We start from the raw sequence: 25072 nt of genomic DNA, 5'->3' as shown, positions 1-25072 counted from the left end.
CCTGCTCCCGGGTCAATGATTCCGCGAGTGGAAGTGAAGAGTTAGAGTGATGCTCTAATCCGTTGACCCGAGAGGTGGTGGATCGTCGTGCGGCTGACCCCTACGGAGCGCGACCGGCTGCTGCTGCGCAGCGCCGCGGAACTGGCCAGGGCCCGGCGGGCCCGCGGCCTGCGGCTCAACGTCCCGGAAGCGACCGCCCTGATCGCCGACACGGTCTGCGAGGCCGCGCGCGACGGCAAGCGGCTGGCGGAGGCCATCGAGGAGGCCCGCAGCGTCCTCGGCCCGGACGACGTCCTGCCCGGCGTGGCGGACGTGGTCACCGAGGTGCACGTGGAGGCCGTCTTCGACGACGGCTCCCGGCTCGCGGTGGTCCCCGCGCCCGTCCGGGGCGCGGTCCCGCTCGGCGGCGACGCGCCCGGAGCGGTCGTGCCGGGCCCCGGCGCCCCGCAGCCGGAGCCCGAGGTCCGCCTGCACGTGCGCAACACGGCCCCCGTACCGGTGAGCGTGACCTCGCACTTCCACTTCTTCGAGGCCAACCCGCGCCTCGACTTCGACCGCGCCGCCGCCTACGGCATGCGCCTGTGCGTCCCCGCGGGCTCGTCCGTCCGGTTCGACCCGCACGGGGAGGGCGAGGTCGGCCTCGTCCCCATCGGCGGCGACCGCATCGCGATCGGGTTCGCCGGGCTGGTCGACGGCCCGCTGGACGCCCCCGGCGCCAGGGAGCAGGCGCTGGCCCGCGCCGCCGCCTGCGGCTACCTCGGCGCCGCAGGGCGCACCGCCCGCACCGAAGGAGAGCAGGAGTGAGCAGGCAGACCAGGCACAGCGACCACTGCGCGCCGGGCAGCCGGCACGTCGACCCGCACGAGTACGCCGCCGTCTTCGGCCCCCGCGCCGGGGACCGGGTCCGGCTCGGCGACTCCGGGCTCACCGTGCGCGTCGAGTCCGACGCGCAGAAGCCGGGCGACGAGTTCCTGGCCGGCTTCGGCAAGACCGCCCGCGACGGCCTGCACCTCAAGGCGGCCGCCGTCCGGGAGACCTGCGACGTCGTCATCAGCAACGTGCTGGTCATCGACGCCGTCCTCGGCATCCGCAAGGTGTCGATCGGCATCCGCGGGGGCCGCATCCACGCGATCGGCCGGGCCGGGAACCCCGACACCCTCGACGGCGTGGACGTCGTCGTCGGCACCGGCACGAGCATCGTCTCCGGCGAGGGGCTGATCGCCACGGCCGGCGCCGTGGACACCCACGTCCACCTCCTCTCGCCCCGGATCATGGAGGCCTCGCTCGCCGCCGGCGTCACCACCGTCATCGGCCAGGAGTTCGGCCCCGTGTGGGGCGTCGGCGTGAACTCGCCGTGGGCGCTGAAGCACGCCTTCAACGCCTTCGACGCCTGGCCCGTCAACATCGGCTTCCTGGCCCGCGGCTCCTCCTCGGACACGGCACCCCTCGTCGAGGCCCTCGCCGAGGGCGGCGCCAGCGGTTTCAAGGTCCACGAGGACATGGGCGCCCACACCCGGGCCCTGGACACGGCGCTGCGGGTGGCCGAGGAGCACGACGTGCAGGTCGCCCTGCACTCGGACGGCCTCAACGAGTGCCTCTCCGTCGAGGACACCCTGCGCGTGCTGGAGGGGCGCACCATCCACGCCTTCCACATCGAGGGCTGCGGCGGCGGGCACGTCCCGAACGTCCTCAAGATGGCCGGTGTGCCGAACGTCATCGGCTCCTCCACCAACCCCACCCTGCCCTTCGGCCGGGACGCGGTCGCCGAGCACTACGGCATGATCGTCTCCGTCCACGACCTCAAGCCCGACCTGCCCGGCGACGCCGCCATGGCCCGGGACCGGATCCGGGCCGGCACCATGGGCGCCGAGGACGTCCTGCACGACCTGGGCGCCATCGGCATCACCTCCTCCGACGCCCAGGGCATGGGCCGCGCCGGCGAGACCGTCCGCCGCACCTTCGCCATGGCCGCCAAGATGAAGGCCGAACTCGGCCCGCTCGAAGGCGACGGCGAGAGCGACGACAACGCGCGGGTCCTGCGCTACATGGCCAAGCTGACGATCAACCCGGCCATCGCCCACGGCCTGGCCCACGAGATCGGCTCGATCGAGGTCGGCAAGCTCGCCGACATCGTGCTGTGGCGTCCTGCGTTCTTCGGCGCCAAGCCGCAACTGGTCCTCAAGTCCGGCTTCCCCGCGTACGGGGTCACCGGCGACCCGAACGCCGCCACCGACACCTGCGAACCGCTCGTCCTCGGCCCGCAGTTCGGCTCGTACGGGGCGACCGCCGCCGACATCTCCGTCGCCTTCGTCTCGGCGGCCGCCGCGGCCCTCGGCGGCGACGCCATGCCCACCCGCCGCCGGCGCGTCGCCGTGCGCGGCACCCGCGGCATCGGCCCCGCCGACCTCCTCCTCAACTCCCGGACGGGCGCGGTCGACGTGGACGCGCACAGCGGGCTCGTCACCCTCGACGGCGACCCGCTGCGTTCCGAAGCGGCCGAATCGGTCCCGCTCAACCGCCTGTACTTCCTGTAACCCGGCCCAGCCCCAAGGACCCACACCATGACGATCAAGCCCGCCGCCGACGGCTTCCGGATGCCCGCCGAGTGGACCGCCCACGAGCGGACCTGGATGGCCTGGCCGAGTCCCAACCCGACCTTCACCGACGAGCGGGAGCTCGCCGGGGCCCGCGAGGCCTGGGGCGCCGTCGCCCGCGCCGTGCGCGCGTACGAGCCCGTCACCCTGGTGGTGTGCCCGGGTGACGCCGAGGGCGCCCGCGCGATCGCCGGCGCCGGCGGGGGCCACGAGCTCACCGTGGTCGAGCGCGAACTCGACGACGCCTGGATGCGCGACATCGGCCCCACCTTCGTCGTCGGCGACGGCGGCGAGCTCGCGGCCGTCGACTGGACCTTCAACGGCTGGGGCGCCCAGGAGTGGGCCCGCTGGGAGCACGACTCCAAGATCGCCCGCCACGTGTCGGACCTCGTCGGAACCCGCACCTTCAGCACCCCCCTGGTCAACGAGGGCGGCGCCATCCACGTGGACGGCGAGGGCACCGTGCTGCTCACCGACACCGTCCAGCTCGGCCCGGGCCGCAACCCCGGCTGGACCCGCGAGCGGGTCGAGGCCGAGGTCCACGCCCACCTCGGCACCACCAAGGCGATCTGGCTGCCGTACGGCCTGGCCGGCGACTACGGCACCTACGGCACCCAGGGGCACGTCGACATCGTGGCCGCCTTCGCCCGGCCGGGCGTGGTGATGGTGCACACCCAGCCCGACCCCGCCCACCCGGACCACGAGCGCTGCAAGACGATCGCCGCCCTCCTGCGCGCGGCCACCGACGCCCGCGGCCGGCGGCTGGAGGTCGTGGAGGTCCCGGCGCCCACGGTGCTGGAGGAGGACGGGGAGTGGGTCGACTACTCCTACATCAACCACTACCTGTGCAACGGCGGCGTCGTGCTGTGCTCCTTCGACGACCCGCGCGACGAGGAGGCGGCCGACATCTTCCGCGGCCTGTTCCCGGAGCGGACCGTCACCCTCGTCGACGCACGTACGATTTTCGCCGGGGGCGGCGGTATCCACTGCATCACCCAGCAGCAGCCGAAGGTCTGACCGGAGGCGGACCGACAGCACGACGACGAGGAGCAGCCCATGGCGGCGGGTGGAGCACGCGCGGCACGGAAGAACGCACCGCCGCGCGAGGACGTACTCGCCGCCGCCATGGCCACCATCGCCGCGCGCGGCCTGGAGGGCCTCACCATGGCGGGCCTGGGCCGCGAGGTCGGCATGAGCAGCGGCCACCTCCTCTACTACTTCGGCAGCAAGGACGAACTGCTGCTGCAGACCCTGGAGTGGAGCGAGGCCGCGCTCGGCGCCGAGCGGCGGGCCCTGCTCGCCCGCCGCGGACCGGCGGGCGAGCGCCTGCGCGCGTACGTGGACCTGTACGTCCCCAAGGAGGCCCGGGACCCGCACTGGACGCTCTGGCTGGAGGTCTGGAACCGCTCGCAGAACGCCGGCCCCGGCGAACGCGACCGGCAGGCCGCCATCGAGGGCGCCTGGCACCGCGACCTGGTGGCGCTGCTCGCCGAGGGCATCTCGCGCGGCGAGTTCCGGGCGGTGGACCCCGACCGCTTCGGGGCCCGGCTGCGGGCCCTGCTGGACGGCTTCAGCATCCAGGTCGCGGTGGGACTGCCCGGGATCGGGCGGGAGGACATCCTGGCCCATGTCTCGGAGTTCCTGGACCAGTCTCTCGTATCGTGAGACGCCCCCGTCGTACGGCGGCGCCGTGTGACACACTGCAAACGTGCTTGCTCAGCTTGTGATTATCGGCAGCAGCGCGCCGGTCCGCAGTGGCCGCTGAACCGTGGAAGACCTTCGCGGCGGCGGCCACCGTGCCCCAGACCCGCGCGCAGACCTCTCGCACCCGCGAGGGGTCTTTTCGTTTACCGGCGCCCATCCTGCCGGGACGGCGATGCGCGCGATGATGGGGGCAGTGGAGCCCGGGCATCCGGAACCACTCATCCGACAGGAGTCAGACCAGCATGACGACGACAGAGGCGACGGCGCCGGACGCGGCCCGGGGACCCGACGACGACTTCCACGTCTTCGACACGACCCTGCGCGACGGCGCCCAGCGTGAGGGCATCAACCTCACTGTCGCGGACAAGCTGACGATCGCCCGGCACCTGGACGAGTTCGGAGTGGGCTTCATCGAGGGCGGCTGGCCGGGCGCCAACCCCCGTGACACCGAGTTCTTCGCCCGCGCCCGCGCCGAGATCGACTTCAGGAACGCCAAGCTCGTCGCCTTCGGCGCGACCCGCCGGGCGGGCGGCTCGGCCGCCGCCGACCCGCAGGTGCGGGCCCTGCTGGAGTCCGGCGCCCCGGTGATCACCCTGGTCGCCAAGTCCCACGACCGCCACGTCGAGCTCGCCCTGCGCACCACCCTCGACGAGAACCTGGAGATGGTCCGCGACACCGTCTCCCACCTCGTCGCCCAGGGGCGGCGGGTCTTCGTCGACTGCGAGCACTTCTTCGACGGCTACCGGGCCAATCCCGAGTACGCCAAGTCCGTCGTCCGCACTGCGCACGAGGCCGGTGCCGACGTGGTCATCCTCTGCGACACCAACGGCGGCATGCTGCCCGCGCAGATCAGCGCCACCGTCTCCACCGTGCTCGCCGACACCGGGGCCCGCCTCGGCATCCACGCCCAGGACGACTCCGGCTGCGCCGTGGCCAACACCCTCGCCGCGGTCGACGCGGGCGCCACGCACGTGCAGTGCACCGCGAACGGGTACGGCGAGCGCGTCGGCAACGCCAACCTCTTCCCGGTCGTCGCCGCGCTGGAGATCAAGTACGGCCGCCGGGTGCTGCCCGCGGGGGCGCTCGCCGAGATGACCCGCATCTCGCACGCCATCGCCGAGGTCGTGAACCTGACCCCGTCCACCCACCAGCCCTACGTCGGCGTCTCCGCCTTCGCGCACAAGGCGGGCCTGCACGCCTCGGCCATCAAGGTCGACCCGGACCTGTACCAGCACATCGATCCCGAGCTCGTCGGCAACACCATGCGGATGCTGGTCTCCGACATGGCCGGCCGCGCCTCGATCGAGCTCAAGGGCCGGGAGCTCGGCGTCGACCTCGGCGGGGACCGCGCCCTGATCGCCCGGGTCGTCGAGCGGGTCAAGGAGCGGGAGCTCTCGGGCTACACGTACGAGGCCGCGGACGCCTCCTTCGAGCTGCTGCTGCGCGCCGAGGCCGAGGGCCGCGCCCGCAAGTACTTCCGCACCGAGTCCTGGCGGGCGATCGTCGAGGACCGGCCCGACGGCACCCACGCCAACGAGGCCACGGTCAAGCTGTGGGCCAAGGGCGAGCGGATCGTCGCCACGGCGGAGGGGAACGGCCCGGTCAACGCGCTGGACCGGGCCCTCCGGGTGGCCCTCGAACGCTTCTACCCGCAGCTGGCCAAGTTCGAGCTGACCGACTACAAGGTCCGCATCCTGGAGGGCACGCACGGTACGGAGTCCACGACCCGCGTCCTGATCTCCACCACGGACGGCACCCGCGAGTGGTCGACGGTCGGCGTCGCCCCGAACGTGATCGCGGCCTCCTGGCAGGCCCTGGAGGACGCCATCACCTACGGCCTCCTGCACGCAGGAGTCGAACCGGCCGAGTGACGCGGAGCAGGCACGGCCGCCCCGGCGGGCCCAGCGGGCCCGCCGGGGCGGCCTGTCTTTTATGCCTGGCTCACACGGAAATGAGGGGGTTCCGGTAGCGTCGGAGTATGAGGACCAGGCTGATATCCGCACTGTCGGGGCTCCTGCTGGCCCTGGCCGCCACCGTCCTCGGCGCCGCCCCGCAGGCGTCGGCGGCGACCGGGCCCGAAGCGGTGGCGGAGGCCCTGGAGCGGGGCCCCGTCTACGTCGACCCGCGCGCCGCCGCGCAGCTGCCGAAGGCCGAGGCGGACGCACTGGCGAAGAAGATCAGGGATGCCGGCAAGCCGGTGTTCGTCGCGGTGCTGCCGGCCACCTCGGAGTTCCCGGCCGGCAGCGTGCTGCGCACCGTGCGCACCGAGACGGGGATCACCGGGCTCTACGCGATCCGGCTCGGCGACGGGTTCAACGCCGGCGCCGACCCCGTGGTCATGCGGCCGACCGCCGTGCGCAACCTGACCGATGCGGTGAAGGCCGGCGGGCCGGTGGACGCGACGACCCAGCTGAACAACTTCGTCGACCAGGCCCTGCCCCAGGTCAGGGGCTCCGCCCCGGCCTCCTGGAGCGGCGGCGCCGGATCGGGCGGCGTTCCGGTCGGCGGGCTCGTGACCCTCGGCGCGGTCGCCCTGATCGGCGGCGGCGGTGCGTACGCCCTGGTGCGCCGCAGTCGCAGGAAGAAGGAGGAGGCGGAGCGCGCGGCGGTGGAGAAGCTCCGCACGGTCGTCGACGAGGACATCACGGCCTTCGGCGAGGAGCTGGACCGGCTGGACTTCCACCCCGCGGAGCCCGGCGCCGACGACGCCATGCGGGCGGACTACACCCGGGCCCTCGACTCGTACGAGAAGGCCAAGGACGTCATGGCCGCGGTGCAGCACCCGGAGGAGGTCAGGGGGGTCACCCAGGCCCTGGAGGACGGCCGCTTCGCCCTGGCCAACCTGGACGCGCGGCGCCGGGGCAGGCCGCTGCCCGAGCGGCGACCGCCCTGCTTCTTCGACCCGCGGCACGGGCCCAGTGCCGAGGACGCCGACTGGGCGCCGGCGGGCGGTGCCTCCCGCAGCGTGCCGGTGTGCGCGGCGGACGCGGTCCGGCTGCGCGAGGGCCGGGACCCGATGGTGCGGACCGTGGACACCGAGTACGGGCCGCGCCCGTACTACGACGCCGGCCCCGCCTACGGCCCGTGGGCCGGCGGGTACTTCGGCGGGGGCGTGCTCCCCGGCCTGCTGGTGGGAACCCTGCTGGGCTCGATGATGTCGCCCGGTCACGCCTACGGGTCCGACTTCGGCGGGTACGAGGGCGGGGACTTCTCCGGAGCCGACTTCGACCCCTCCGGCTTCGGCGGAGGGGGCTTCGACGGCGGGGGCGGCTTCGACGGCGGGGGCGGCTTCTAGGGCCGCCCCCGGATCCGGCGGTGGTGGCGGTGCGATGCCCCGGCGGGCGCAGCTCCGCGGATCAGGCCTGGCGGACGGCCGAGATGTCGAACGTCAGCTTCACCTTGTCGCTGACCATGACACCGCCGGCCTCCAGCGCGGCGTTCCAGGTCAGGCCCCAGTCGGAGCGCAGGATCTCGGCGGCCCCCTCGAAGCCGACGCGCTCGTTGCCGTAGACGTCGGTTGCGGATCCGTTGAACTCCAGGTCGATGGAGAGCGGCCGCGTGACGTCCTTGATCGTCAGGTCGCCGGTGATGCGGTAGGTGTCCCCGCCGACCCGGGCGGCCGCGGTGGACCGGAAGGTCATCTTCGGGAAGGTCTCGGCCGAGAAGAAGTCGTCACCGCGCAGGTGGGCGTCGCGGTCGGCGATGCCGGTGTCCACGGAGGCGATCTCCACGTCGATGGAGGCGGCGGAGCGGGACGGGTCGCCGCCGTCGAGGTGCAGCGTGCCGGAGTAGTCGCCGAACGTCCCGCGGACGTTGGTGACCATCGCGTGGCGGACGGTGAAACCGATGCTGCTGTGGGCGGCGTCGATGGTGTAGTCGCCGGTCAGGGCGGCCAGGGCCGGGTCCACGTCAAGGGTGGCGACGGCGGTGGGGGCGTCCTGTCGGGTGCGGCGGGTGAACAGTCCCATGACTCTCTCCTCGGGAAGTGCTGGTGTCAAAGTCGTTGAACCTTCAACGAGAACGACCATAGACCGATTCAGTTCAAATTTCAACTTCCGGTCAGGGTGTCAGGCGGTTTTGTGGGACCACCACAACCTGCGGCCGTCACGCCTGGTGGTCTTCCTGCCCCGCCGCGCGGTTCTGTGCGGGCCAGACAGCGGAACACGGCCGAGACTGTGCAGAACCAACGGAGGTTTTTCATGGTCGGCTTCGTAAGGTCGGTACATGACCGTTGTGGACCAGACTCCGAGCGAGCCGACGGACGCCCGCGGGCGCGTGGCCGAGCTGCACTCCCTGCGCGAGCAGGCGCGGCGTGGACCCAGTGACCGGGCGACGGAAGCCCAGCACGCGAAGGGGAAGCTGACGGCGCGCGAGCGCATCGCGCTGCTCCTCGACGAGGGTTCCTTCAAGGAGGTCGAGCAGCTGCGCCGCCACCGGGCGACGGGCTTCGGCCTGGAGGGCAGGAAGCCCTACACGGACGGTGTCGTCACCGGCTGGGGCACGGTCGAGGGCCGGACGGTCTTCGTCTACGCGCACGACTTCCGGATCTTCGGCGGCGCGCTGGGCGAGGCCCACGCCGCGAAGATCCACAAGATCATGGACATGGCCATCGCGGCCGGTGCCCCGCTGGTCTCCCTGAACGACGGCGCCGGCGCCCGTATCCAGGAGGGCGTCTCCGCGCTCGCCGGCTACGGCGGCATCTTCCAGCGCAACACCAGGGCGTCGGGCGTGATCCCGCAGATCTCGGTGATGCTCGGCCCGTGCGCGGGCGGCGCGGCGTACTCGCCGGCGCTGACCGACTTCGTGTTCATGGTCCGTGACACCTCGCAGATGTTCATCACCGGCCCTGACGTCGTGCGCGCCGTCACCGGCGAGGAGATCAGCCAGAACGGGCTGGGCGGCGCGGACGTGCACGCCGAGACCTCCGGCGTGGCGCACTTCGCGTACGACGACGAGGAGACCTGCATCTCCGAGGTGCGCTACCTCATCTCGATGCTCCCCTCCAACAACCGCGAGAACCCGCCGGTCCACGAGACCACCGACCCGGCCGACCGCCGCTCGGACGTCCTGCTGGACCTGGTCCCCGCGGACGGCAACCGCCCGTACGACATGCACAAGGTGATCGAGGAACTCGTCGACGACGGCGACGTCCTGGAGATCCACGAGCGCTGGGCCCGCAACATCATCTGCGCCCTGGCGCGCCTGGACGGCCAGGTCGTCGGCATCGTCGCCAACCAGCCGCAGACGCTGGCCGGCGTCCTCGACATCGAGGCCTCCGAGAAGGCCGCGCGCTTCGTCCAGATGTGCGACGCCTTCAACATCCCGATCATCACCCTGCTGGACGTGCCCGGCTTCCTCCCGGGCGTCGACCAGGAGCACGGCGGCATCATCCGCCACGGCGCCAAGCTGCTCTACGCGTACTGCAACGCCACCGTCCCGCGGATCTCGCTGATCCTGCGCAAGGCCTACGGCGGCGCGTACATCGTCATGGACTCCCAGTCCATCGGCGCCGACCTCACCTACGCCTGGCCGACCAACGAGATCGCGGTCATGGGCGCCGAGGGCGCCGCCAACGTCATCTTCCGCAAGCAGATCGCGGAGGCCGAGGACCCCGAGGCCATGCGGGCGCGCATGGTCAAGGAGTACAAGGCCGAGCTGATGCACCCGTACTACGCGGCCGAACGCGGCCTCGTCGACGACGTCATCGACCCCGCCGAGACCCGCGAGACGCTGATCAGCGCCCTCGCGATGCTCCGCAGCAAGCACGCCGACCTGCCGTCCCGCAAGCACGGCAACCCGCCGCAGTAACGAGCGAAGGAGACCTGCCACCCATGAGCAAGACCGCCGACACCCTGCTGCGCGTCGAGAAGGGCAACGCCGAGCCGGAGGAGCTGGCCGCGATCACCGCGATCCTGCTCGCCCGCGCCGCCGCCACGCCGGAGGCCCGCCCGATGCACCGCGTCGGCACCCAGGCCGGCTGGCGCCGCCTGGAGCGCGCCCGGGGCTTCCGCGCCCCGCACAGCTGGCAGGGCTGACCCGCAGCCGCTTCGTCAGGCCCCGCACCCGGGAAGGGTGCGGGGCCTGACGCATGCCCGGGGGCGGACGGCCGGGACGCACGGGGCCCGCGTTGCTCCGGGGACAGCCACCGGAGCCGCTGGGAGCCCCTCCACGGGCCTCCCGGCCCCCGGATGGACCTTGCAGGCGCCGACGCGACACCGGGGCCCCAGGAGGCCGCCTACGGCGACAACGGAAAAGGCCCCGGGTCCACGGGGGACACGGGGCCTTCGCGTACGCGCTGCGCGGTGCTACCGCAGCCGTGCCATGAGGGCGTGCTCGACCAGGGTGATGAGCGCGCTCTTGGCGTCGGCCCGGTGGCGGGCGTCGGTGGTGATGATCGGGGCGTCGGGGCCGATCTGGAGTGCTTCCCGGACTTCTTCGGGGGTGTAGGGCTGGTGTCCGTCGAAGCCGTTGAGGGCGATGACGAAGGGCAGGCCGCTGTTCTCGAAGTAGTCGACGGCGGGGAAGCAGTCGGCGAGTCGGCGGGTGTCGACGAGGACGACGGCGCCGATGGCGCCGCGGACGAGGTCGTCCCACATGAACCAGAAGCGGTCCTGTCCGGGGGTGCCGAACAGGTACAGGATGAGGTCCTGGTCCAGGGTGATGCGGCCGAAGTCCATGGCGACGGTGGTCGTCGTCTTGTCCCCGGTGTGGGTGAGGTCGTCGATGCCGGCGGAGGCGCTGGTCATCACGGCTTCGGTGCGCAGCGGGTTGATCTCGGAGACCGCGCCGACGAACGTGGTCTTGCCCACGCCGAAGCCGCCCGCCACCACGATCTTCGCGGAGGTGGTGGAGCGAGCCGCTCCGCCGTTAGAGCTTGCGAAGTCCACTGAGCACCCTTTCGAGCAGTGTCACATCTGGCTGGCCACCGGCGGATTCGTCGCCGCCGGGCTGGTGAATGGCGACAAGGCCCGCCTCCGCCAGGTCGGCGACGAGAATGCGGGCGACACCAAGAGGAATGGAGAGGAGTGCCGAGATCTCCGCAACGGATTTGATCTCAAGGCACAGGCGGCAGATGCGCTGGTGCTCGGGCAACTGCCCGTGCAGCCGCGCAGGGTCTGCCGTGGTACTGACCAGCGCCTCGATGGCGAGCTGGTAGCGCGGCCGCGTACGGCCGCCGGTCATCGCGTACGGGCGCACCAGCGGGTTGTGGGCCTTCGGGGCCTGCGGCTGTCCACCACGGAGGGACTGCTGCGAGGGCCGCTGGGGCGCCTGCTGCTGGGGCCGGCCGTACGGCTGTTGCTGGTGGGGAGACTGCTCCGGCACGGGGTGGCTTGGCGCGGAGGGGAAGTTGAAGCGGTTCTGGTCGTGCCCACCCTGCGGCTGCTGAGCGCCGCCATAAGGATGTCCTCCGGGTGTTGTCACGTCTCCTCCTCCGACTCCAAGAACGCAGTACTCCCTGTGGAACCGCGCCACCGCACCCTACGGTGCGATGGCGCGAAACGCACTGCCTGTTTGCTAGTTGAGAAGGCTGCCCTGCAGTTCGGCGCGCAGGTCCGGGGTGAGGACCGTGCCCGCTCGATCCACGAGGAGGGCCATCTCGTAGCCGACGAGACCGATGTCGCACTCGGGGTGCGCGAGCACCGCGAGCGAGGACCCGTCGGAGATGGACATGAGGAAGAGGAATCCCCGGTCCATCTCGACCACGGTCTGGTTGACGGCGCCGCCCTCGAAGATGCGGGAGGCTCCGGCGGTCAGCGAGGTCAGTCCGGAGGCCACGGCCGCCAGCTGATCGGCGCGGTCACGCGGGAATCCATCGGACATCGCCAGAAGGAGGCCGTCGGCGGAGACCACCACCGTGTGGGACACCCCGGGGGTGTTGTCCACGAAGTTGGTGATCAACCAGTTCAGGTTCTGTGCCGCCTGGCTCATCGGGCTCACACTAACGCTCCTGGTCATAGCTGTTACTTGACTGCTCAGTACCCGCGCTCCGGCCCTGCTGGACACCGCGCCGCAGATTGCTCAACCTGCCGCGCACGTCCTCCGGAGCCCGGGAGACCTGGGGGCCGTCCTGCGGAGTGGTCTCCGCAGAACCTTCGACCAGGTTGGCCTTGGGCACCCGCCGAGGCAGACCGGACGCGGTGACCCCGCCCGCCTTCGGCTCACGGAGTTTCCCGGCCTGCTGCCAGCGCTCGTCGTTCTTCGAGCGCCAGCCGGTGCCGGTCTCCTCGCCCCGCTCCGAATCGGCGGGCTGCTGCTGTCGCGGCGACCGCTGTTCGAAGAGGGACCCGGGGGACTCCGCTTCCTGCTGCGCCGGCTGCCACTGCTGCTGGCTGCCGCGGCGCGGCAGGCCCGCTCCGGTCATTTCGTGACCGGTGTCGGCAGCGGCGCCCGGACGATCGAAGCCTACGCGGTCCGCGGCGGGTTCGGGAGCGGCCGGGGGTTCCGATTCAGTCCGGTACTCCTGCTGGTAGCCGTCGGAGTACGTGTTCTGCTCGGGCCACTCCGCGTGCCCCGACTGGGCAGCGTAGCCGTTGTCGTAGCCCTGCGCGTCCTGCTGGGGCTGCTGGTAGCCCGCTTCCGCATAGGTGTAGTCCTGCTGCGGGTAGGCCTCGTAGCCCTGCTGGCCCGCGTGGGCCTGCTGCTCGTCGTACGCAGCGTCGTAGCCCTGCGCGGGCTGCTGCTCGTACTCCGGGTACTGCTGGTAGCCGTGCTCGGGCTGCGGTTCCGCATATTCCTGCTGCGCGGCGTACTCGTCGGCCGCGGGCGACGGCTGGTGCAGCTGCGCCTCCAGGGCCGCACGACGCTCCTGCTGGCCGAGGGAGCGGCCCACCGCGTCCAGGCCGCCCTCGGCGCCCTGACCGTCGTAACGGGAGTCGTCGAAGCCGAGTTCGGCCGCCGTGCGCATCGGCGCGGCCTGCTGGACCTGCTGCTGCGGGATCATCGAGGAGACGGTGAACTCGTCGTCCGGGATGCCCTCGCCACCACCACCGTGGGTGATGGCGTCCGGGAGCATGATGAGCGACGTCGTACCGGCCGCCTCGCCCGACGGGCGCAGCTGGACGCGGATGTGGTGCCGGTCCGCCAGGCGGCCGACCACGAAGAGACCCATGCGCTGCGAGATCGCGGCGTCCACGGTCGGCGGGTTGGCCAGCTTGTGGTTGATGTCCGCGAAGTCCTCGGCGGTCAGGCCGATGCCCTTGTCGTGGATCTCGACCATGACGCGGCCGTCCGGCAGACGCGTGGCGTTGACCCGGACCTTGGTCTGCGGGGAGGAGAACGTGGTGGCGTTCTCCAGCAGCTCGGCGAGCAGGTGCACGAGGTCGGTCACGGCCCGGCCGTGGATCTCCGCCTCGGAGATGTTCGAGAGCTCGATGCGCTCGTACTGCTCCACCTCGGAGGAGGCGGCGCGCAGCACGTCGACGAGGGGCACCGGCTGGTCCCAGCGGCGGCCCGGCTCCTCGCCCGCGAGGATGAGGAGGTTCTCGCCGTTGCGGCGCATACGGGTGGCCAGGTGGTCCAGGCGGAAGAGGTTCTCCAGCTGGTCCGGGTCGGCCTCGTTGTTCTCCAGCTCGGTGATCAGGCTCAGCTGGCCCTCGATCAGCGACTGGTTGCGTATGGAGAGGTTCGTGAAGATCGCGTTGACGTTGCCCCGCAGGAGCGCCTGCTCGGCGGCGAGCCGGACGGCCTCCCGGTGGACCTGGTCGAAGGCGCGGGCGACCTCGCCGATCTCGTCCTGGGAGTCGATCGGGATCGGCGCGACGCGGGTGTCGACCTTGCCCGGGTCGGTGCGCGAGAGCTGGTCGACGAGCATCGGCAGGCGCTGCTCGGCGACGTCGAAGGCGGCGGAGCGCAGACGGCGCATCGAGCGGCTCATCTGGCGGGCCACCATGCCGGCCAGGATGAACGCCGCGAGCAGGGCCACGACCACGGCGGCGCCGGTCCAGATGGCGACGTTGCGGGCGTCGTCGGAGATCACGACGGTGTCCTTGACGGCCTTGTCGAGGAGGTCCTTCTCGATCTCGGCGTAGCCCTCGAACTTGGCGGTGGCACCGGCCTGCCAGGCGGCCGGCGTGACGCCGACCTTCGCCAGGGCGGCGGGCTTCTCGCCGCCGGCTATCGCCTCGGTCATGCCCGTGAGCACCGAGCCGTTGACCGGGGTCGGGGACTTGAACGGGGCGCCGGTCTGCTCGGCCTGCGCCTTCGCGGCGGCGAGCTTCGCGGCCCCGTCCTGGGACTTCTTCTGCATGACGTCTTTGAAGCGGTTGACGTCTTCGTCGGTGCCCGCGGCGATGTACTCGCCGACCGCGATCTCCTCGAGGTAGGCGTACGAGGAGAAGGCGACGAGCTGGGCCTTGCGGACCTCTTCGTTCTCGTTCGGCCGGACCAGCAGGTGCGTGCCGATGGCGCGCTGGAGCGACTCGGCGGCCTTGGCCAGCTCGATCGCGTAGACCATGCGGCCGTAGCTGGTCACGTTGCCGGTGCCCAGGCCCAGTTCGTTGGAGAACTGCATGAGGTAGTGCTGGACGAGGAGGTAGCCGTCCTCGGTCGGGATGGGGCCCGCCTGGTTGGGAAGGGCCTTCTTCGCCGTCTCGGGCGCCTTGAAGGCCGTCTTGCGGACCGCCTCCAGCTTGGGCTCCTCCTGGCGGAAGAGCTGCAGGCGCCGCTCCAGACCCTGGTTCTGGGGGAGGTCCTTGACGGCCTCCGCGAACTTCGCCTTCGCCGTGTCCGTGGCCTCGTAGGCCCTGGTGACGGCGGCGTTGCCCGTGTCGCCCTTCAGCAGCGGCTCGGCCGTGAGGTCGCGCTCGTTGAGCAGCGCCTGGCCGTACTCCGCCGCCGCCTGCACGATGCGGACGGTCTTCTCGGCGTCCTTGGCCTCGTTCCAGGTGTCGAGCGAGCCCTTCACCTGGAAGCCGCCCATGACCAGGCCCACGAGGACCGGCACGAGCAGGATGGCGTTCAGACGGGTCGCCACACGCCAGTTGCGGGGCGAGAACCTGCTGGTGCTGCCGCTCTTCGGCGCCGGTTCCACGGGCGCGTCGACGGGCGACGCGGCCGCACGCTGCGGCGGGGTGAAGTTGCCGCGCGCGGGTTCATCCGCGGGGCTCGAGTTGCTTCGCCTCACTCGACCAACAACCTCTCGGCGGTGCTACTAGCTAGTTAGTTGAATTCCAGCATGGTCAAGGGCCGTGTTCCAAACAGTTGGATTCGGCCGGTCCCGGAGACCTGCGACACACGTAAAACGGACATAAAGAGCGAGCGGCGGCAAATACCGGGCCGCATGTGCGCGCAGCGGTACCGCCCGAACGCGCCGTGTGCAGGGGGGCGGGCAATTCTCTGTCGAAACGTTATGAACGAGAAGGGCGGGCCGTGTCGTACGACACAGCCCGCCCTCCCGGTCCGCACGGCAGGCCGGACTACTTCAGCCGTGCCATGAGGGCGTGCTCGACCAGGGTGATGAGCGCGCTCTTGGCGTCGGCCCGGTGGCGGGCGTCGGTGGTGATGATCGGGGCGTCGGGGCCGATCTGGAGTGCTTCCCGGACTTCTTCGGGGGTGTAGGGCTGGTGTCCGTCGAAGCCGTTGAGGGCGATGACGAAGGGCAGGCCGCTGTTCTCGAAGTAGTCGACGGCGGGGAAGCAGTCGGCGAGTCGGCGGGTGTCGACGAGGACGACGGCGCCGATGGCGCCGCGGACGAGGTCGTCCCACATGAACCAGAAGCGGTCCTGTCCGGGGGTGCCGAACAGGTACAGGATGAGGTCCTGGTCCAGGGTGATGCGGCCGAAGTCCATGGCGACGGTGGTCGTCGTCTTGTCCCCGGTGTGGGTGAGGTCGTCGATGCCGGCGGAGGCGCTGGTCATCACGGCTTCGGTGCGCAGCGGGTTGATCTCGGAGACCGCGCCGACGAACGTGGTCTTGCCCACGCCGAAGCCGCCCGCCACCACGATCTTTGCCGAGGTGGTGGAGCGAGCCGCTCCGCCGTTAGAGCTTGCGAAGTCCACTGAGCACCCTTTCGAGCAGTGTCACGTCCGGCGTGCCGCCGGCCTCTCCGTTGCCCGGCTGGTGGATGGCCACCATGCCGGCCTCTGCCAGGTCGGCTACGAGGATCCGGGCCACACCGAGCGGCATGGACAGCAGCGCGGAGACCTCCGCGACCGACTTGACCTCGCGGCACAGCGTGCAGATCCGCTGGTGCTCGGGCAGCAGGCCGGACAGGTGCATCGGATCGGCCGTGGTGCTCACCAGCGCCTCGATGGCGAGCTGGTAGCGCGGCCGGGTCCGTCCGCCGGTCATGGCGTACGGGCGCACGAGCGGCTGGTCGCCCTCCGAGTACGACGAATCGTCGTACGCATCGGAATAGGCGGGGGGCGGGGTCATTGATCCTCCGGGCTGGACAGCAGTGGTCAGCGTGCCGTCTGACGGGGCGGCCGGTGGGGGGACGGTATGACGGCCTGGCGGTGGTACTGGGCACCGGGGCGGGGGCCCCGGTCCCCCGGCCGGAAGTACCGTCCGGCCGGGAGATGGTCAGTCAGATGAGCAGGCTGCCCTGCAGTTCGGCGCGCAGGTCCGGGGTGAGGACCGTGCCCGCTCGATCCACGAGGAGGGCCATCTCGTAGCCGACGAGACCGATGTCGCACTCGGGGTGCGCGAGCACCGCGAGCGAGGACCCGTCGGAGATGGACATGAGGAAGAGGAATCCCCGGTCCATCTCGACCACGGTCTGGTTGACGGCGCCGCCCTCGAAGATGCGGGAGGCTCCGGCGGTCAGCGAGGTCAGTCCGGAGGCCACGGCCGCCAGCTGATCGGCGCGGTCACGCGGGAATCCATCGGACATCGCCAGAAGGAGGCCGTCGGCGGAGACCACCACCGTGTGGGACACCCCGGGGGTGTTGTCCACGAAGTTGGTGATCAACCAGTTCAGGTTCTGTGCCGCCTGGCTCATCGAACTCAACTAACGCTCCTGCTGGTAAGTGGGGTCGATGTGGTAGCTGCCGGTCGCCGGACCGTTGTTCCCGGCCTGGCGACCCTGCTGGATACCGCGTCGGAGGTTGGTCAGACGGCCCCGGACCTCGTCCGGTGCGCGCGAGACCTGGGGACCGGCCTGAGTGTCGGTCTGCTGCTGCGCAGTGCCGGCCACGAGGTTCGCCCGCGGTACCCGGCGGGGCAGCCCCGAAGTGGTGATGCCACCGGCGGCGGGCTGGCGCACGCGCTCGGCCTGGCGCATCAGTTCGTCGTTCGGCGAGGACCGCCAGCTGACGGTCGGCGCGCTGCCGTTCGCCGTCTGGGCGGAGTCCGCCGAGGGATCCTGGCCGCGCTGCGGCAGCGACTGCTGCGAGCGCTGGCGCGGAGCCGGAGCGGGGGCCGGGGCCTGCGGGGCGGCCTGCGGCTGCTGGTACCCGGACGGCGCCTGCCCGGACGGCTGCGGGCCGTCCTGCGGGTACCAGTTCGACTCCAGCGTGTCGAAGATCGGGCTGCGCTCGCCGCCCGGGCCACCGGCCGGCGGCAGGGCCTCCGGCTGCGGGGCCTGCGGCAGCTGCGGCGCCTGCGGTGCCTGCGGCGGCGGCGGGAAACTGCCGACGCCGGGGCCGCCGGGACGCGGGGCCTGGAACTCGGGGCGGGCGAACTGGCCGGTGCTGGACGGGTCCATCTGGCTGCGCGCGTCGGGACGCTCGAACTGTCCGGTCGTGCTGTTGCCGCCGGCCTGCGGGCGCGGGCCACCGAAGTCCGGGCGCGGGAACTCGGCCGTGGAGCCGGGACCCGAGAACTCGTCGTGGCCGCGCGGGACCTCCTGGCCGCCGGGGCGGCCCGGGGCGGCGCCCCAGCTGGTGGCCTGCGGGGCACCGCTGGACGGAGCACCGGCACCGCCGGCACCCGGGAGCTCGGGGCGCGGGCCGCCGTCGCGCGGCGGCAGCTGCGGCCGCGGGCCGCGCTGGGCCGGGGCCTCGGGGGCCTGGCCGAACGGGGCCTGGCCGAAGGGGGCCTGCCCGGCGGGGGCGGCGGGCTGCGGCGGCTGCGGCCGCTCGAAGCCGTTGCCCTGCGGGAAGCCGGTCTGGCCGGAAGCGGAGGGGGCGGCTGCGGGCCGGCCCTGCGGAGCACCGGCGGGACCGCGGCCCGGCTGCGGGCCGTTGCCGCCGAAGGAGCCCTGACCCTGGCCGGCCGGGGCACCCGGACCGGCCGGGGCACCGGGCGCGCCGGGACCACCGTGGCCGCCGGGCATGCCGGGGCCGCCCTGCGGACGGCCGCCGGGAGCACCCTGCTGCGGACGCCCCGGGAGGCCCGGCGGACCGCCGGCCGCGCCGGCGCCGCCCTGCTGGGCCAGCGCGGCACGCTGGCCCATGGCCGCCGCCACGCCGCTGCGCTGGGGGCCGGAGCCCACGGGCTGGCGGGCACCGCCCGGGCCGGAGCCCTGGCCGGCGGAGCCGCCGGGGCCGCCCTGCTGGCCCGCGGAACCCTGGCCGCCGGGGCCGCCGGGGCCGCCGGGCTTCTTGCCGCCCTGGGCGACGTCCACCGGGAGCATGACGAGGGCCGTCGTGCCGCCGGAGTCGGACGGGCGCAGCTGGATGCGGATGCCGTGTCGCAGGGACAGGCGGCCGACCACGAAGAGGCCCATGCGGCGGGAGACGGAGACGTCCACGGTCGGCGGCGCGGCGAGCCGCTCGTTGATCGCGGCGAGGTCCTCGGGGGAGAGGCCGATGCCGGTGTCGTGGATCTCGACGAGCACGCGGCCGTCGGGCAGCGCGTGACCGGTGACCTTGACCTTGGTCTGCGGGGAGGAGAACGAGGTCGCGTTCTCCAGCAGCTCGGCGAGCAGGTGCACGAGGTCGTTGACGACGCGGCCGGCGACCTCGGTCGCCGGGACCGCCGCCAGTTCGATGCGCTCGTACTGCTCCACCTCGGACGCCGCGGCGCGGAGCACGTCGACGAGCGGGACGGGGCGGGTCCACCGGCGGCCCGGCTCCTCGCCCGCGAGGACGAGGAGGTTTTCGCCGTTGCGGCGCATACGGGTCGCGAGGTGGTCGAGCTTGAAGAGCGAGGACAGCTGGTCCGGGTCGGCCTCGCGGGACTCCAGTTCGGAGATGAGCGAGAGCTGACGCTGGATGAGGCCCTGGCTGCGGCGCGAGAGGTTGGTGAACATCGCGTTGACGTTGCCCCGGAGGAGGGCCTGCTCGGCGGCGAGGCGGACGGCCTCGCGGTGCACGTCGTCGAAGGCCGCGGCCACCTGGCCGATCTCGTCGCGGGTGTGCAGGCCGACGGACTCCACGGACGTGTCGACGTCCTGCGGGTCGGACTCGGACAGCTGCTTGACGAGCTCGGGCAGACGTTCCTGGGCGACCCGGGTCGCGGTGTCCTGCAGGCGGCGCAGCGAGCGGATCATGGACCGGGCCATGACGAAGGCGCCGACGAGGGAGACGCCGAGGACGAGGAGGATCAGGGCACCGTTGATGATCGCGTCGCGCTGCGACTCGTTCTTCAGCTCACGGGCCTTCTGCTCCATGTCCTCGAGCAGCGTCAGCTCGATGACCTTCATGGCCTGGAGCTTGGTGTCGTCCGCGTCGTACCAGTCCATCCAGGACTTGTACTGGGTCTCCTTGGAGAACTGGTCCTTGGTGGACAGGACGCGGCGGGTGTAGTGGTCCGCCTTGCCGATCTCCGGGTTGCCGTCGCCGAGCGCGGCGAGGAGGTCCTCGGTCTTGCCCTGGTAGACGAGTTCGAAGGTCTTCTTCGCCTGGCTCTCGCCGCGGAGTGCGGAGAGCGCGTAGAGGCGGTCGTTCTCGGAGAGCGAGCCGGCCTTCTCGTTGCTGTCGGGCAGCGAGGCGGCGATGATCGCGCGCTGGATGGAGGCGTACTCCTTGGCGGAGGAGAACGCCGCCAGGGCACGGGTACGCTTGATCATCTCGGGACTGGACGTGGCCTGGGCCATGTCCTGGGAGAGCGAGAGCAGGGAGACGATCAGCGAGTTGTACTCGGTGACGGTCTGCTGGGCGCCGTTCTGGTACGCCTTCTTGCGGATCGCCTCGATCTCGGTGAGCTGACGGCCGATCTGCAGGATGTTGTTGCGGATCGACTTGAGCGTCTCGTCCTTGTCCTCCGTGGCGTCGACCTTGTCGGTCGCGGCGGCGAAGGACTTCAGGGCGGCGTCGGTCTGTCCCCGGACACCCTGGACGAGGCTGTCGGGCTTGCCCGACTTGTCGATGGACAGCGGACCCGCCGACTTGTCGCGCTCCTCCTGGAGGGCGGCGGCCAGGTTGGTGGCCTGACGCGTCATCGTCGTCAGCAGCTGCATGTGCTCGAGCTGCGAGATGTCGTTGAGCGAGTCGTTGATACGGAAGCCACCGAGCGTGGTGGCGGCGACGACCGGCAGGGTCAGCAGCGACACCAGTCGCGTGCTGATTCGCCAGTTCTGCATGTGCAGACGAGATCCGGGCCCGGCAGGGGCCTTCGGTATCGCGGTGTCCTTGTCGGCCGGCTCCTCGACCGCCACCTTGCCCTTGGACTTGCCCCGGGGCTTGATGCGGGAGGCCTTGCTCTTCACTCCCGAAGGGGCGGGGCCCGTGCCTTCGGTGGCCGGCCCGCGGCCCTGGGCGTGCTGGGGCGATGAGCCGCGGTCGGTCCCGCCGCGCGGGTCCTGCTCCGCAGCAGCGTCCCCTCTGCCCTGAAGGGCCTGGGGAGACCCCTTGCCGTCCTTCTTGAATCGTCCCTGCACTAGCGTCGCAACCTCTGGACCAGGCGTCCCGCCGGGCGACCGGTGGGACGGTGTCGAGTCGTGGGGCGCTGTCGCAGCCCCATGGTGGTCGTCGGTGACCGGCGCGTCTCCTTCTTGCCACCGCCGCTGGGCGCGGTCTCGCGCCACCTGCGCGCCGGCTGTCTAGCGCGGCGGTCTCGCGCATTCCAGCACAGTGGCGGATCTCCAACAAGGTGCGCGAGCCACCCCCGTCGACCTTCGACGGAACGTAAGCATCCGGCTACGGATTGTGTGGCGCCTTTCGGGGTGAAACGGACTTACGCCAATCAAACGCAAGGGCTGCCAAGGTGTCCCAGTCGAGATGATCAGGAGCGGAATGGCTGCTTCAGTGGCGCAATGTCCGTTTCGCCGCCCTGAATTGACCGTCTGTTATGTCCGTATTGCCGGGTCGCTGGTGAGCAAACTCACATGGTCGAGCCCAATACTTCCCGGTTCAGGCCGCGAATCGGATGTTTAGCCTTGCCCTTTACAGGGTTGACGGAACCGACAACCCCACCCGACAACCGAGCCGAGGGCCCGAGACTCCGATGAAGACGACGATGATGTTCCGCAACATAGCCAACCCGCGCCGCACCACCCTCGCGCACCTGAAGGACGCCGAGGACCTGCAGCAGCCCCAGGCTCCGGAGCACGCCGTCGAGCTGCCCACCCAGACCGCCAACCCGCGCCGCACCGTGCTGATGGACGCCCCGGTCGCGACCGCCGCCGAGTAGGGCGCAGCAGCAGGGGAGGAACGGGCGGCAGCGGCACGCCGGCGCAGGGCGCCGGCAGGAACGCGGAGCCCTGCCGCCCGCCGCGTTAGCCTGGAGTCCGCAGACTCCAGCCAGCGGAAACACAAGAGGGGCAGGCGCAAGGCGTGCGCATCGCCAGGTTCTCGATCGACGGCAACGTCGCGTTCGGCGCGGTCGAGGGCGGCACCGCCCCCGGCGCCGAGGGTGAGCTCGTCCTCGACATCATCAAGGGCATCCCGTTCGCGGACTTCGAGCTCTCCGGCACGAAGGTCCCGCTGAGCAAGGTCCGGCTGCTGCCGCCCGTGCTCCCGAACAAGGTCGTGGCCGTCGGCCGCAACTACGCGGAGCACGCCGCGGAGCTCGGGCACACCGTCTTCGACGACCAAGGCCGTCCCGAGGCGCCCATCACCTTCTTCAAGCCCTCCACCTCGGTGGTCGGCCCGGGCGACCCGATCACGTACCCGTCCTTCTCCCAGGACCTCCACCACGAGGCGGAGCTCGCCGTGGTGATCGGCCGCATGTGCCGCGAGGTCCCGCGCGAGCGCGTCAAGGACGTCATCCTCGGCTACACCTGCGCCAACGACGTCACGGCGCGCGACGTGCAGCAGCGCGAGCAGCAGTGGGCCCGGGCCAAGGGCTTCGACAGCGCCTGCCCGCTCGGCCCCTGGATCGAGACCGGCCTGGACCCGGCGGCGATCGCCGAGGGCCTGGCCGTCCAGTGCACCGTCAACGGCGAGCAGCGCCAGCTCGGCAGCACCCGCGACATGATCCGCTCCGTCGAGGAGCTGGTCGTCCACGTCACCGAGGCCATGACGCTGCTGCCCGGCGACGTCATCCTCACGGGGACCCCGGCCGGAGTCGGCCCCCTCAACGTCGGCGACGAGGTCGCCGTCACCATCGAAGGCATCGGCACTCTCACCAACAAGGTGATCAAGCGTGGCTAGCGCATCTCCCGTACGTGTACGGTTCTGTCCCTCGCCGACCGGCAACCCCCACGTGGGCCTGGTCCGCACCGCCCTCTTCAACTGGGCGTTCGCCCGCCACCACGGCGGCACGTTCGTCTTCCGCATCGAGGACACCGACGCGGCCCGCGACTCCGAGGAGTCGTACGACCAGCTCCTCGACTCGCTGCGCTGGCTCGGCTTCACCTGGGACGAGGGCCCCGAGGTGGGCGGCCCGCACGCCCCGTACCGCCAGTCGCAGCGCATGGACATCTACGCGGACGTCGCGCAGCGCCTCCGCGACGGCGGCTACGCGTACGACTGCTACTGCACCACCGAGGAGCTCGACGCCCGCCGCGCGGCCGCCCGCGCCGCCGGCAAGCCCTCCGGCTACGACGGCCACTGCCGCGAGCTGACCGCCGTGCAGCTGGAGGCGTACCAGGGCGAGCACCGCACGCCCATCGTCCGCTTCCGGATGCCCGACGAGCCGATCACCTTCACCGACCTGGTCCGCGGCGAGCTGACCTTCACCCCGGAGAACGTGCCGGACTTCGGCATCCTGCGGGCCAACGGCGCGCCGCTGTACACGCTCGTGAACCCGGTCGACGACGCGCTGATGCAGATCACCCACGTGCTGCGCGGCGAGGACCTGCTGTCCTCCACCCCCCGCCAGATCGCGCTGTACAAGGCGCTGATGGAGCTGGGCATCGCCACCGGCATCCCGCAGTTCGGCCACCTGCCGTACGTGATGGGCGAGGGCAACAAGAAGCTCTCCAAGCGCGACCCGGAGTCCTCGCTCAACCTGTACCGCGAGCGCGGCTTCCTGCCCGAGGGCCTGCTGAACTACCTCTCGCTCCTCGGCTGGTCCTTCTCCAAGGACCAGGACGTCTTCTCGATCGAGGAGATGGTGGCGAAGTTCGACATCCCGGACGTGAACGCGAACCCGGCGCGCTTCGATCTGAAGAAGGCCGAGGCGATCAACGCCGACCACATCCGCCGGCTGGACCCGAAGGCCTTCGCGGACGCCTGCGCCCCGTGGCTGCAGGCCCCGTTCGCCAACTGGGGGCCCGAGGAGTTCGACGCCGAGGCCTGGGCGGCCATCGCGCCGTACGCCCAGACCCGCGTGACCGTCCTGTCCGACATCACGGCCAACGTGGACTTCCTCTTCCGCAAGGAGCCGGTCGAGGACCAGGCGTCCTGGGACAAGGCCATGAAGGGCGAGCCGGCGGCCCTGCTGACCAGCGCCCGCGCCCACCTGGACACGGCCGACTGGAGCGACCCGGAGTCCCTCAAGCAGGCCGTCCTGACCGCCGGCGAGGCCCACGGCCTCAAGCTCGGCAAGGCCCAGGCCCCGGTCCGCGTCGCCGTCACCGGTCGCACCGTCGGCCTGCCGCTCTTCGAGTCCCTGCAGATCCTGGGCAAGGAGCGCTCGCTGGCCCGCATCGACGCGGCCCTGGCGAAGCTGGCCGCCACCGCGTAGGCGGTACGCGCCCGTCGTCCCGCAGGGGGCGGTCCCCGGTTCGTCCGGAGGCCGCCCCCTGCGGCGTTCTCCGTGACGGACTTCACCGTCCGGCCGTCGCGGGCGGGGGAGTCGGCGTAGCCTCGGCGGTATGCCGATCCGCGCCGTGCTGTGGGACATCGACGACACCCTGTTCGACTACACGGGTGCGGACACCGCGGGGCTGTCCCGCAGGCTCGCCGAGGAGGGCCTGGACGGGCGCTACGGGTCCCCCGAACAGGCGCTGGCCCGGTGGCGGGAGGCCACCACCCGGCACTGGGACCGCTTCGCCGCCGGCGAGGTGACCTTCCAGGGGCAGCGCCGGGACCGGGTGCGGGACTTCCTCGACGAGCCCGCGCTGGGGGACGCGCAGGCCGACGCCTGGTTCGACCGGTACGTGGAGCACTACAAGGCCGCCTGGACCGTGTTCCCGGACGTCGTGCCGGCCCTGGACGCCCTGGCGGGCCGCTACCGGCACGGCGTGCTCTCCAACTCCTCCAGCGCCAACCAGGACCCCAAGCTGCGCGCCCTCGGCCTGCGCGAGCGCTTCGAGGTGCTGGTGTGCGCCGCGGAGCTGGGGGTCAGCAAGCCCGAGGAGGCCGCCTTCCGCGCCGGCTGCGACGCGCTGGGGCTGCCGCCCGGCGAGGTGGCCTACGTGGGCGACCAGCCGGAGATCGACGCCCGGGGCGCCCGCGACGCCGGACTGGCCGCGGTGTGGCTCGACCGCGTCGACAGGGGGCCCGGACCGGCCGGCGTGCACCGGATCGAGGGGCTTGCGCAGCTCGCGGAGGTGCTGGCCGGGGATACCCGTTTTGGAGCACGGTCAGCCATCCGGTAATGTTCTTTCTGCGCCGCCGGGGCGGGCC

21 protein-coding genes are annotated in these 25072 nt (G+C 71.7%); 12 read left to right on the top strand and 9 right to left on the bottom strand.

The window, feature by feature from the left end:
- Positions 1 to 87: 87 nt before the first annotated feature.
- From ureA to ACSHWO_RS10550, 6 genes are all read left to right on the top strand, one after another.
- On the top strand, positions 88 to 804 hold the full coding sequence (gene ureA, locus ACSHWO_RS10575; protein ID WP_438311389.1) for an urease subunit gamma: 717 nt from the start codon (positions 88 to 90) through the stop codon (positions 802 to 804).
- Complete coding sequence (locus tag ACSHWO_RS10570) at positions 801 to 2534, top strand: urease subunit alpha (protein WP_438311387.1); 1734 nt, start codon at positions 801 to 803, stop codon at positions 2532 to 2534. The genes ureA and ACSHWO_RS10570 overlap by 4 nt, the downstream gene beginning before the upstream one ends.
- 27 nt (positions 2535 to 2561) lie before the next feature.
- Positions 2562 to 3611 (top strand): agmatine deiminase family protein, encoded by a 1050-nt coding sequence (locus tag ACSHWO_RS10565; protein WP_438311385.1) that lies wholly within the window; start codon positions 2562 to 2564, stop codon positions 3609 to 3611.
- Positions 3612 to 3650: 39 nt separating this feature from the next.
- The gene (locus ACSHWO_RS10560) at positions 3651 to 4259 is read left to right on the top strand and encodes a TetR/AcrR family transcriptional regulator (protein WP_361088613.1); all 609 of its coding nucleotides are present in this window, start codon (positions 3651 to 3653) and stop codon (positions 4257 to 4259) included.
- Positions 4260 to 4540: 281 nt separating this feature from the next.
- The gene (cimA, locus tag ACSHWO_RS10555; protein WP_361088611.1) at positions 4541 to 6169 is read left to right on the top strand and encodes a citramalate synthase; all 1629 of its coding nucleotides are present in this window, start codon (positions 4541 to 4543) and stop codon (positions 6167 to 6169) included.
- 107 nt (positions 6170 to 6276) lie between these two features.
- Complete coding sequence (locus ACSHWO_RS10550; RefSeq protein ID WP_438311381.1) at positions 6277 to 7593, top strand: hypothetical protein; 1317 nt, start codon at positions 6277 to 6279, stop codon at positions 7591 to 7593.
- Between the two features lie 61 nt (positions 7594 to 7654).
- Here the strand turns inward: ACSHWO_RS10550 and ACSHWO_RS10545 are convergent, their stop codons facing one another.
- On the bottom strand, positions 7655 to 8266 hold the full coding sequence (locus tag ACSHWO_RS10545) for a YceI family protein (RefSeq protein WP_438311379.1): 612 nt from the start codon (positions 8264 to 8266) through the stop codon (positions 7655 to 7657).
- Between the two features lie 256 nt (positions 8267 to 8522).
- On the opposite strand from ACSHWO_RS10545, the gene ACSHWO_RS10540 reads away from it, so the two are divergent.
- Positions 8523 to 10106: an acyl-CoA carboxylase subunit beta gene (locus ACSHWO_RS10540; RefSeq protein ID WP_438311376.1), complete on the top strand. Its 1584-nt coding sequence runs from the start codon at positions 8523 to 8525 to the stop codon at positions 10104 to 10106.
- Between the two features lie 23 nt (positions 10107 to 10129).
- Positions 10130 to 10333 carry an acyl-CoA carboxylase subunit epsilon gene (locus ACSHWO_RS10535; RefSeq protein ID WP_438311374.1) on the top strand — a complete coding sequence of 68 codons (204 nt, stop codon included), beginning with the start codon at positions 10130 to 10132 and terminating at the stop codon, positions 10331 to 10333.
- Between the two features lie 270 nt (positions 10334 to 10603).
- Here the strand turns inward: ACSHWO_RS10535 and ACSHWO_RS10530 are convergent, their stop codons facing one another.
- From ACSHWO_RS10530 to ACSHWO_RS10495, 8 genes are all read right to left on the bottom strand, one after another.
- Positions 10604 to 11185 carry a GTP-binding protein gene (locus ACSHWO_RS10530; RefSeq protein WP_037792108.1) on the bottom strand — a complete coding sequence of 194 codons (582 nt, stop codon included), beginning with the start codon at positions 11183 to 11185 and terminating at the stop codon, positions 10604 to 10606.
- Complete coding sequence (locus ACSHWO_RS10525; RefSeq protein WP_385850000.1) at positions 11166 to 11720, bottom strand: DUF742 domain-containing protein; 555 nt, start codon at positions 11718 to 11720, stop codon at positions 11166 to 11168. Before ACSHWO_RS10525 ends, ACSHWO_RS10530 begins: the two co-directional genes overlap by 20 nt.
- 93 nt (positions 11721 to 11813) lie before the next feature.
- Positions 11814 to 12227, bottom strand: coding sequence for a roadblock/LC7 domain-containing protein (locus tag ACSHWO_RS10520; protein WP_114058494.1), 414 nt, complete (start codon positions 12225 to 12227; stop codon positions 11814 to 11816).
- Between the two features lie 10 nt (positions 12228 to 12237).
- Complete coding sequence (locus ACSHWO_RS10515) at positions 12238 to 15420, bottom strand: sensor histidine kinase (RefSeq protein ID WP_385850001.1); 3183 nt, start codon at positions 15418 to 15420, stop codon at positions 12238 to 12240.
- A gap of 292 nt (positions 15421 to 15712) precedes the next feature.
- Entirely contained in the window at positions 15713 to 16294 is a 582-nt protein-coding gene (locus tag ACSHWO_RS10510) for a GTP-binding protein (RefSeq protein WP_114054330.1), read from the bottom strand.
- Positions 16275 to 16670, bottom strand: a complete 396-nt coding sequence (locus ACSHWO_RS10505; protein ID WP_125541140.1) for a DUF742 domain-containing protein — start codon at positions 16668 to 16670, stop codon at positions 16275 to 16277. The genes ACSHWO_RS10510 and ACSHWO_RS10505 overlap by 20 nt, the downstream gene beginning before the upstream one ends.
- 151 nt (positions 16671 to 16821) lie before the next feature.
- Positions 16822 to 17235: a roadblock/LC7 domain-containing protein gene (locus ACSHWO_RS10500; protein WP_179172601.1), complete on the bottom strand. Its 414-nt coding sequence runs from the start codon at positions 17233 to 17235 to the stop codon at positions 16822 to 16824.
- Positions 17236 to 17244: 9 nt separating this feature from the next.
- A complete protein-coding gene (locus tag ACSHWO_RS10495; RefSeq protein WP_438311369.1) occupies positions 17245 to 20997 on the bottom strand; it encodes a nitrate- and nitrite sensing domain-containing protein in 3753 nt (1250 codons plus the stop codon).
- A gap of 566 nt (positions 20998 to 21563) precedes the next feature.
- On the opposite strand from ACSHWO_RS10495, the gene ACSHWO_RS10490 reads away from it, so the two are divergent.
- From ACSHWO_RS10490 to ACSHWO_RS10475, 4 genes are all read left to right on the top strand, one after another.
- Positions 21564 to 21749, top strand: coding sequence for a hypothetical protein (locus tag ACSHWO_RS10490; protein WP_361095149.1), 186 nt, complete (start codon positions 21564 to 21566; stop codon positions 21747 to 21749).
- 143 nt (positions 21750 to 21892) lie between these two features.
- Complete coding sequence (locus ACSHWO_RS10485) at positions 21893 to 22711, top strand: fumarylacetoacetate hydrolase family protein (RefSeq protein WP_438311367.1); 819 nt, start codon at positions 21893 to 21895, stop codon at positions 22709 to 22711.
- Positions 22704 to 24188, top strand: a complete 1485-nt coding sequence (gltX, locus tag ACSHWO_RS10480; RefSeq protein ID WP_438311365.1) for a glutamate--tRNA ligase — start codon at positions 22704 to 22706, stop codon at positions 24186 to 24188. The genes ACSHWO_RS10485 and gltX overlap by 8 nt, the downstream gene beginning before the upstream one ends.
- A 130-nt stretch (positions 24189 to 24318) precedes the next feature.
- On the top strand, positions 24319 to 25044 hold the full coding sequence (locus tag ACSHWO_RS10475; RefSeq protein ID WP_385849186.1) for an HAD family hydrolase: 726 nt from the start codon (positions 24319 to 24321) through the stop codon (positions 25042 to 25044).
- Positions 25045 to 25072: the final 28 nt, after the last annotated feature.

This window comes from Streptomyces pallidus (ex Mingjun et al. 2026), assembly GCF_051550185.1.
Taxonomy (GTDB): domain Bacteria; phylum Actinomycetota; class Actinomycetes; order Streptomycetales; family Streptomycetaceae; genus Streptomyces.
Note: the sequence above shows the minus strand (reverse complement) of the source record. Positions and strands in the feature narration are given on the sequence as shown.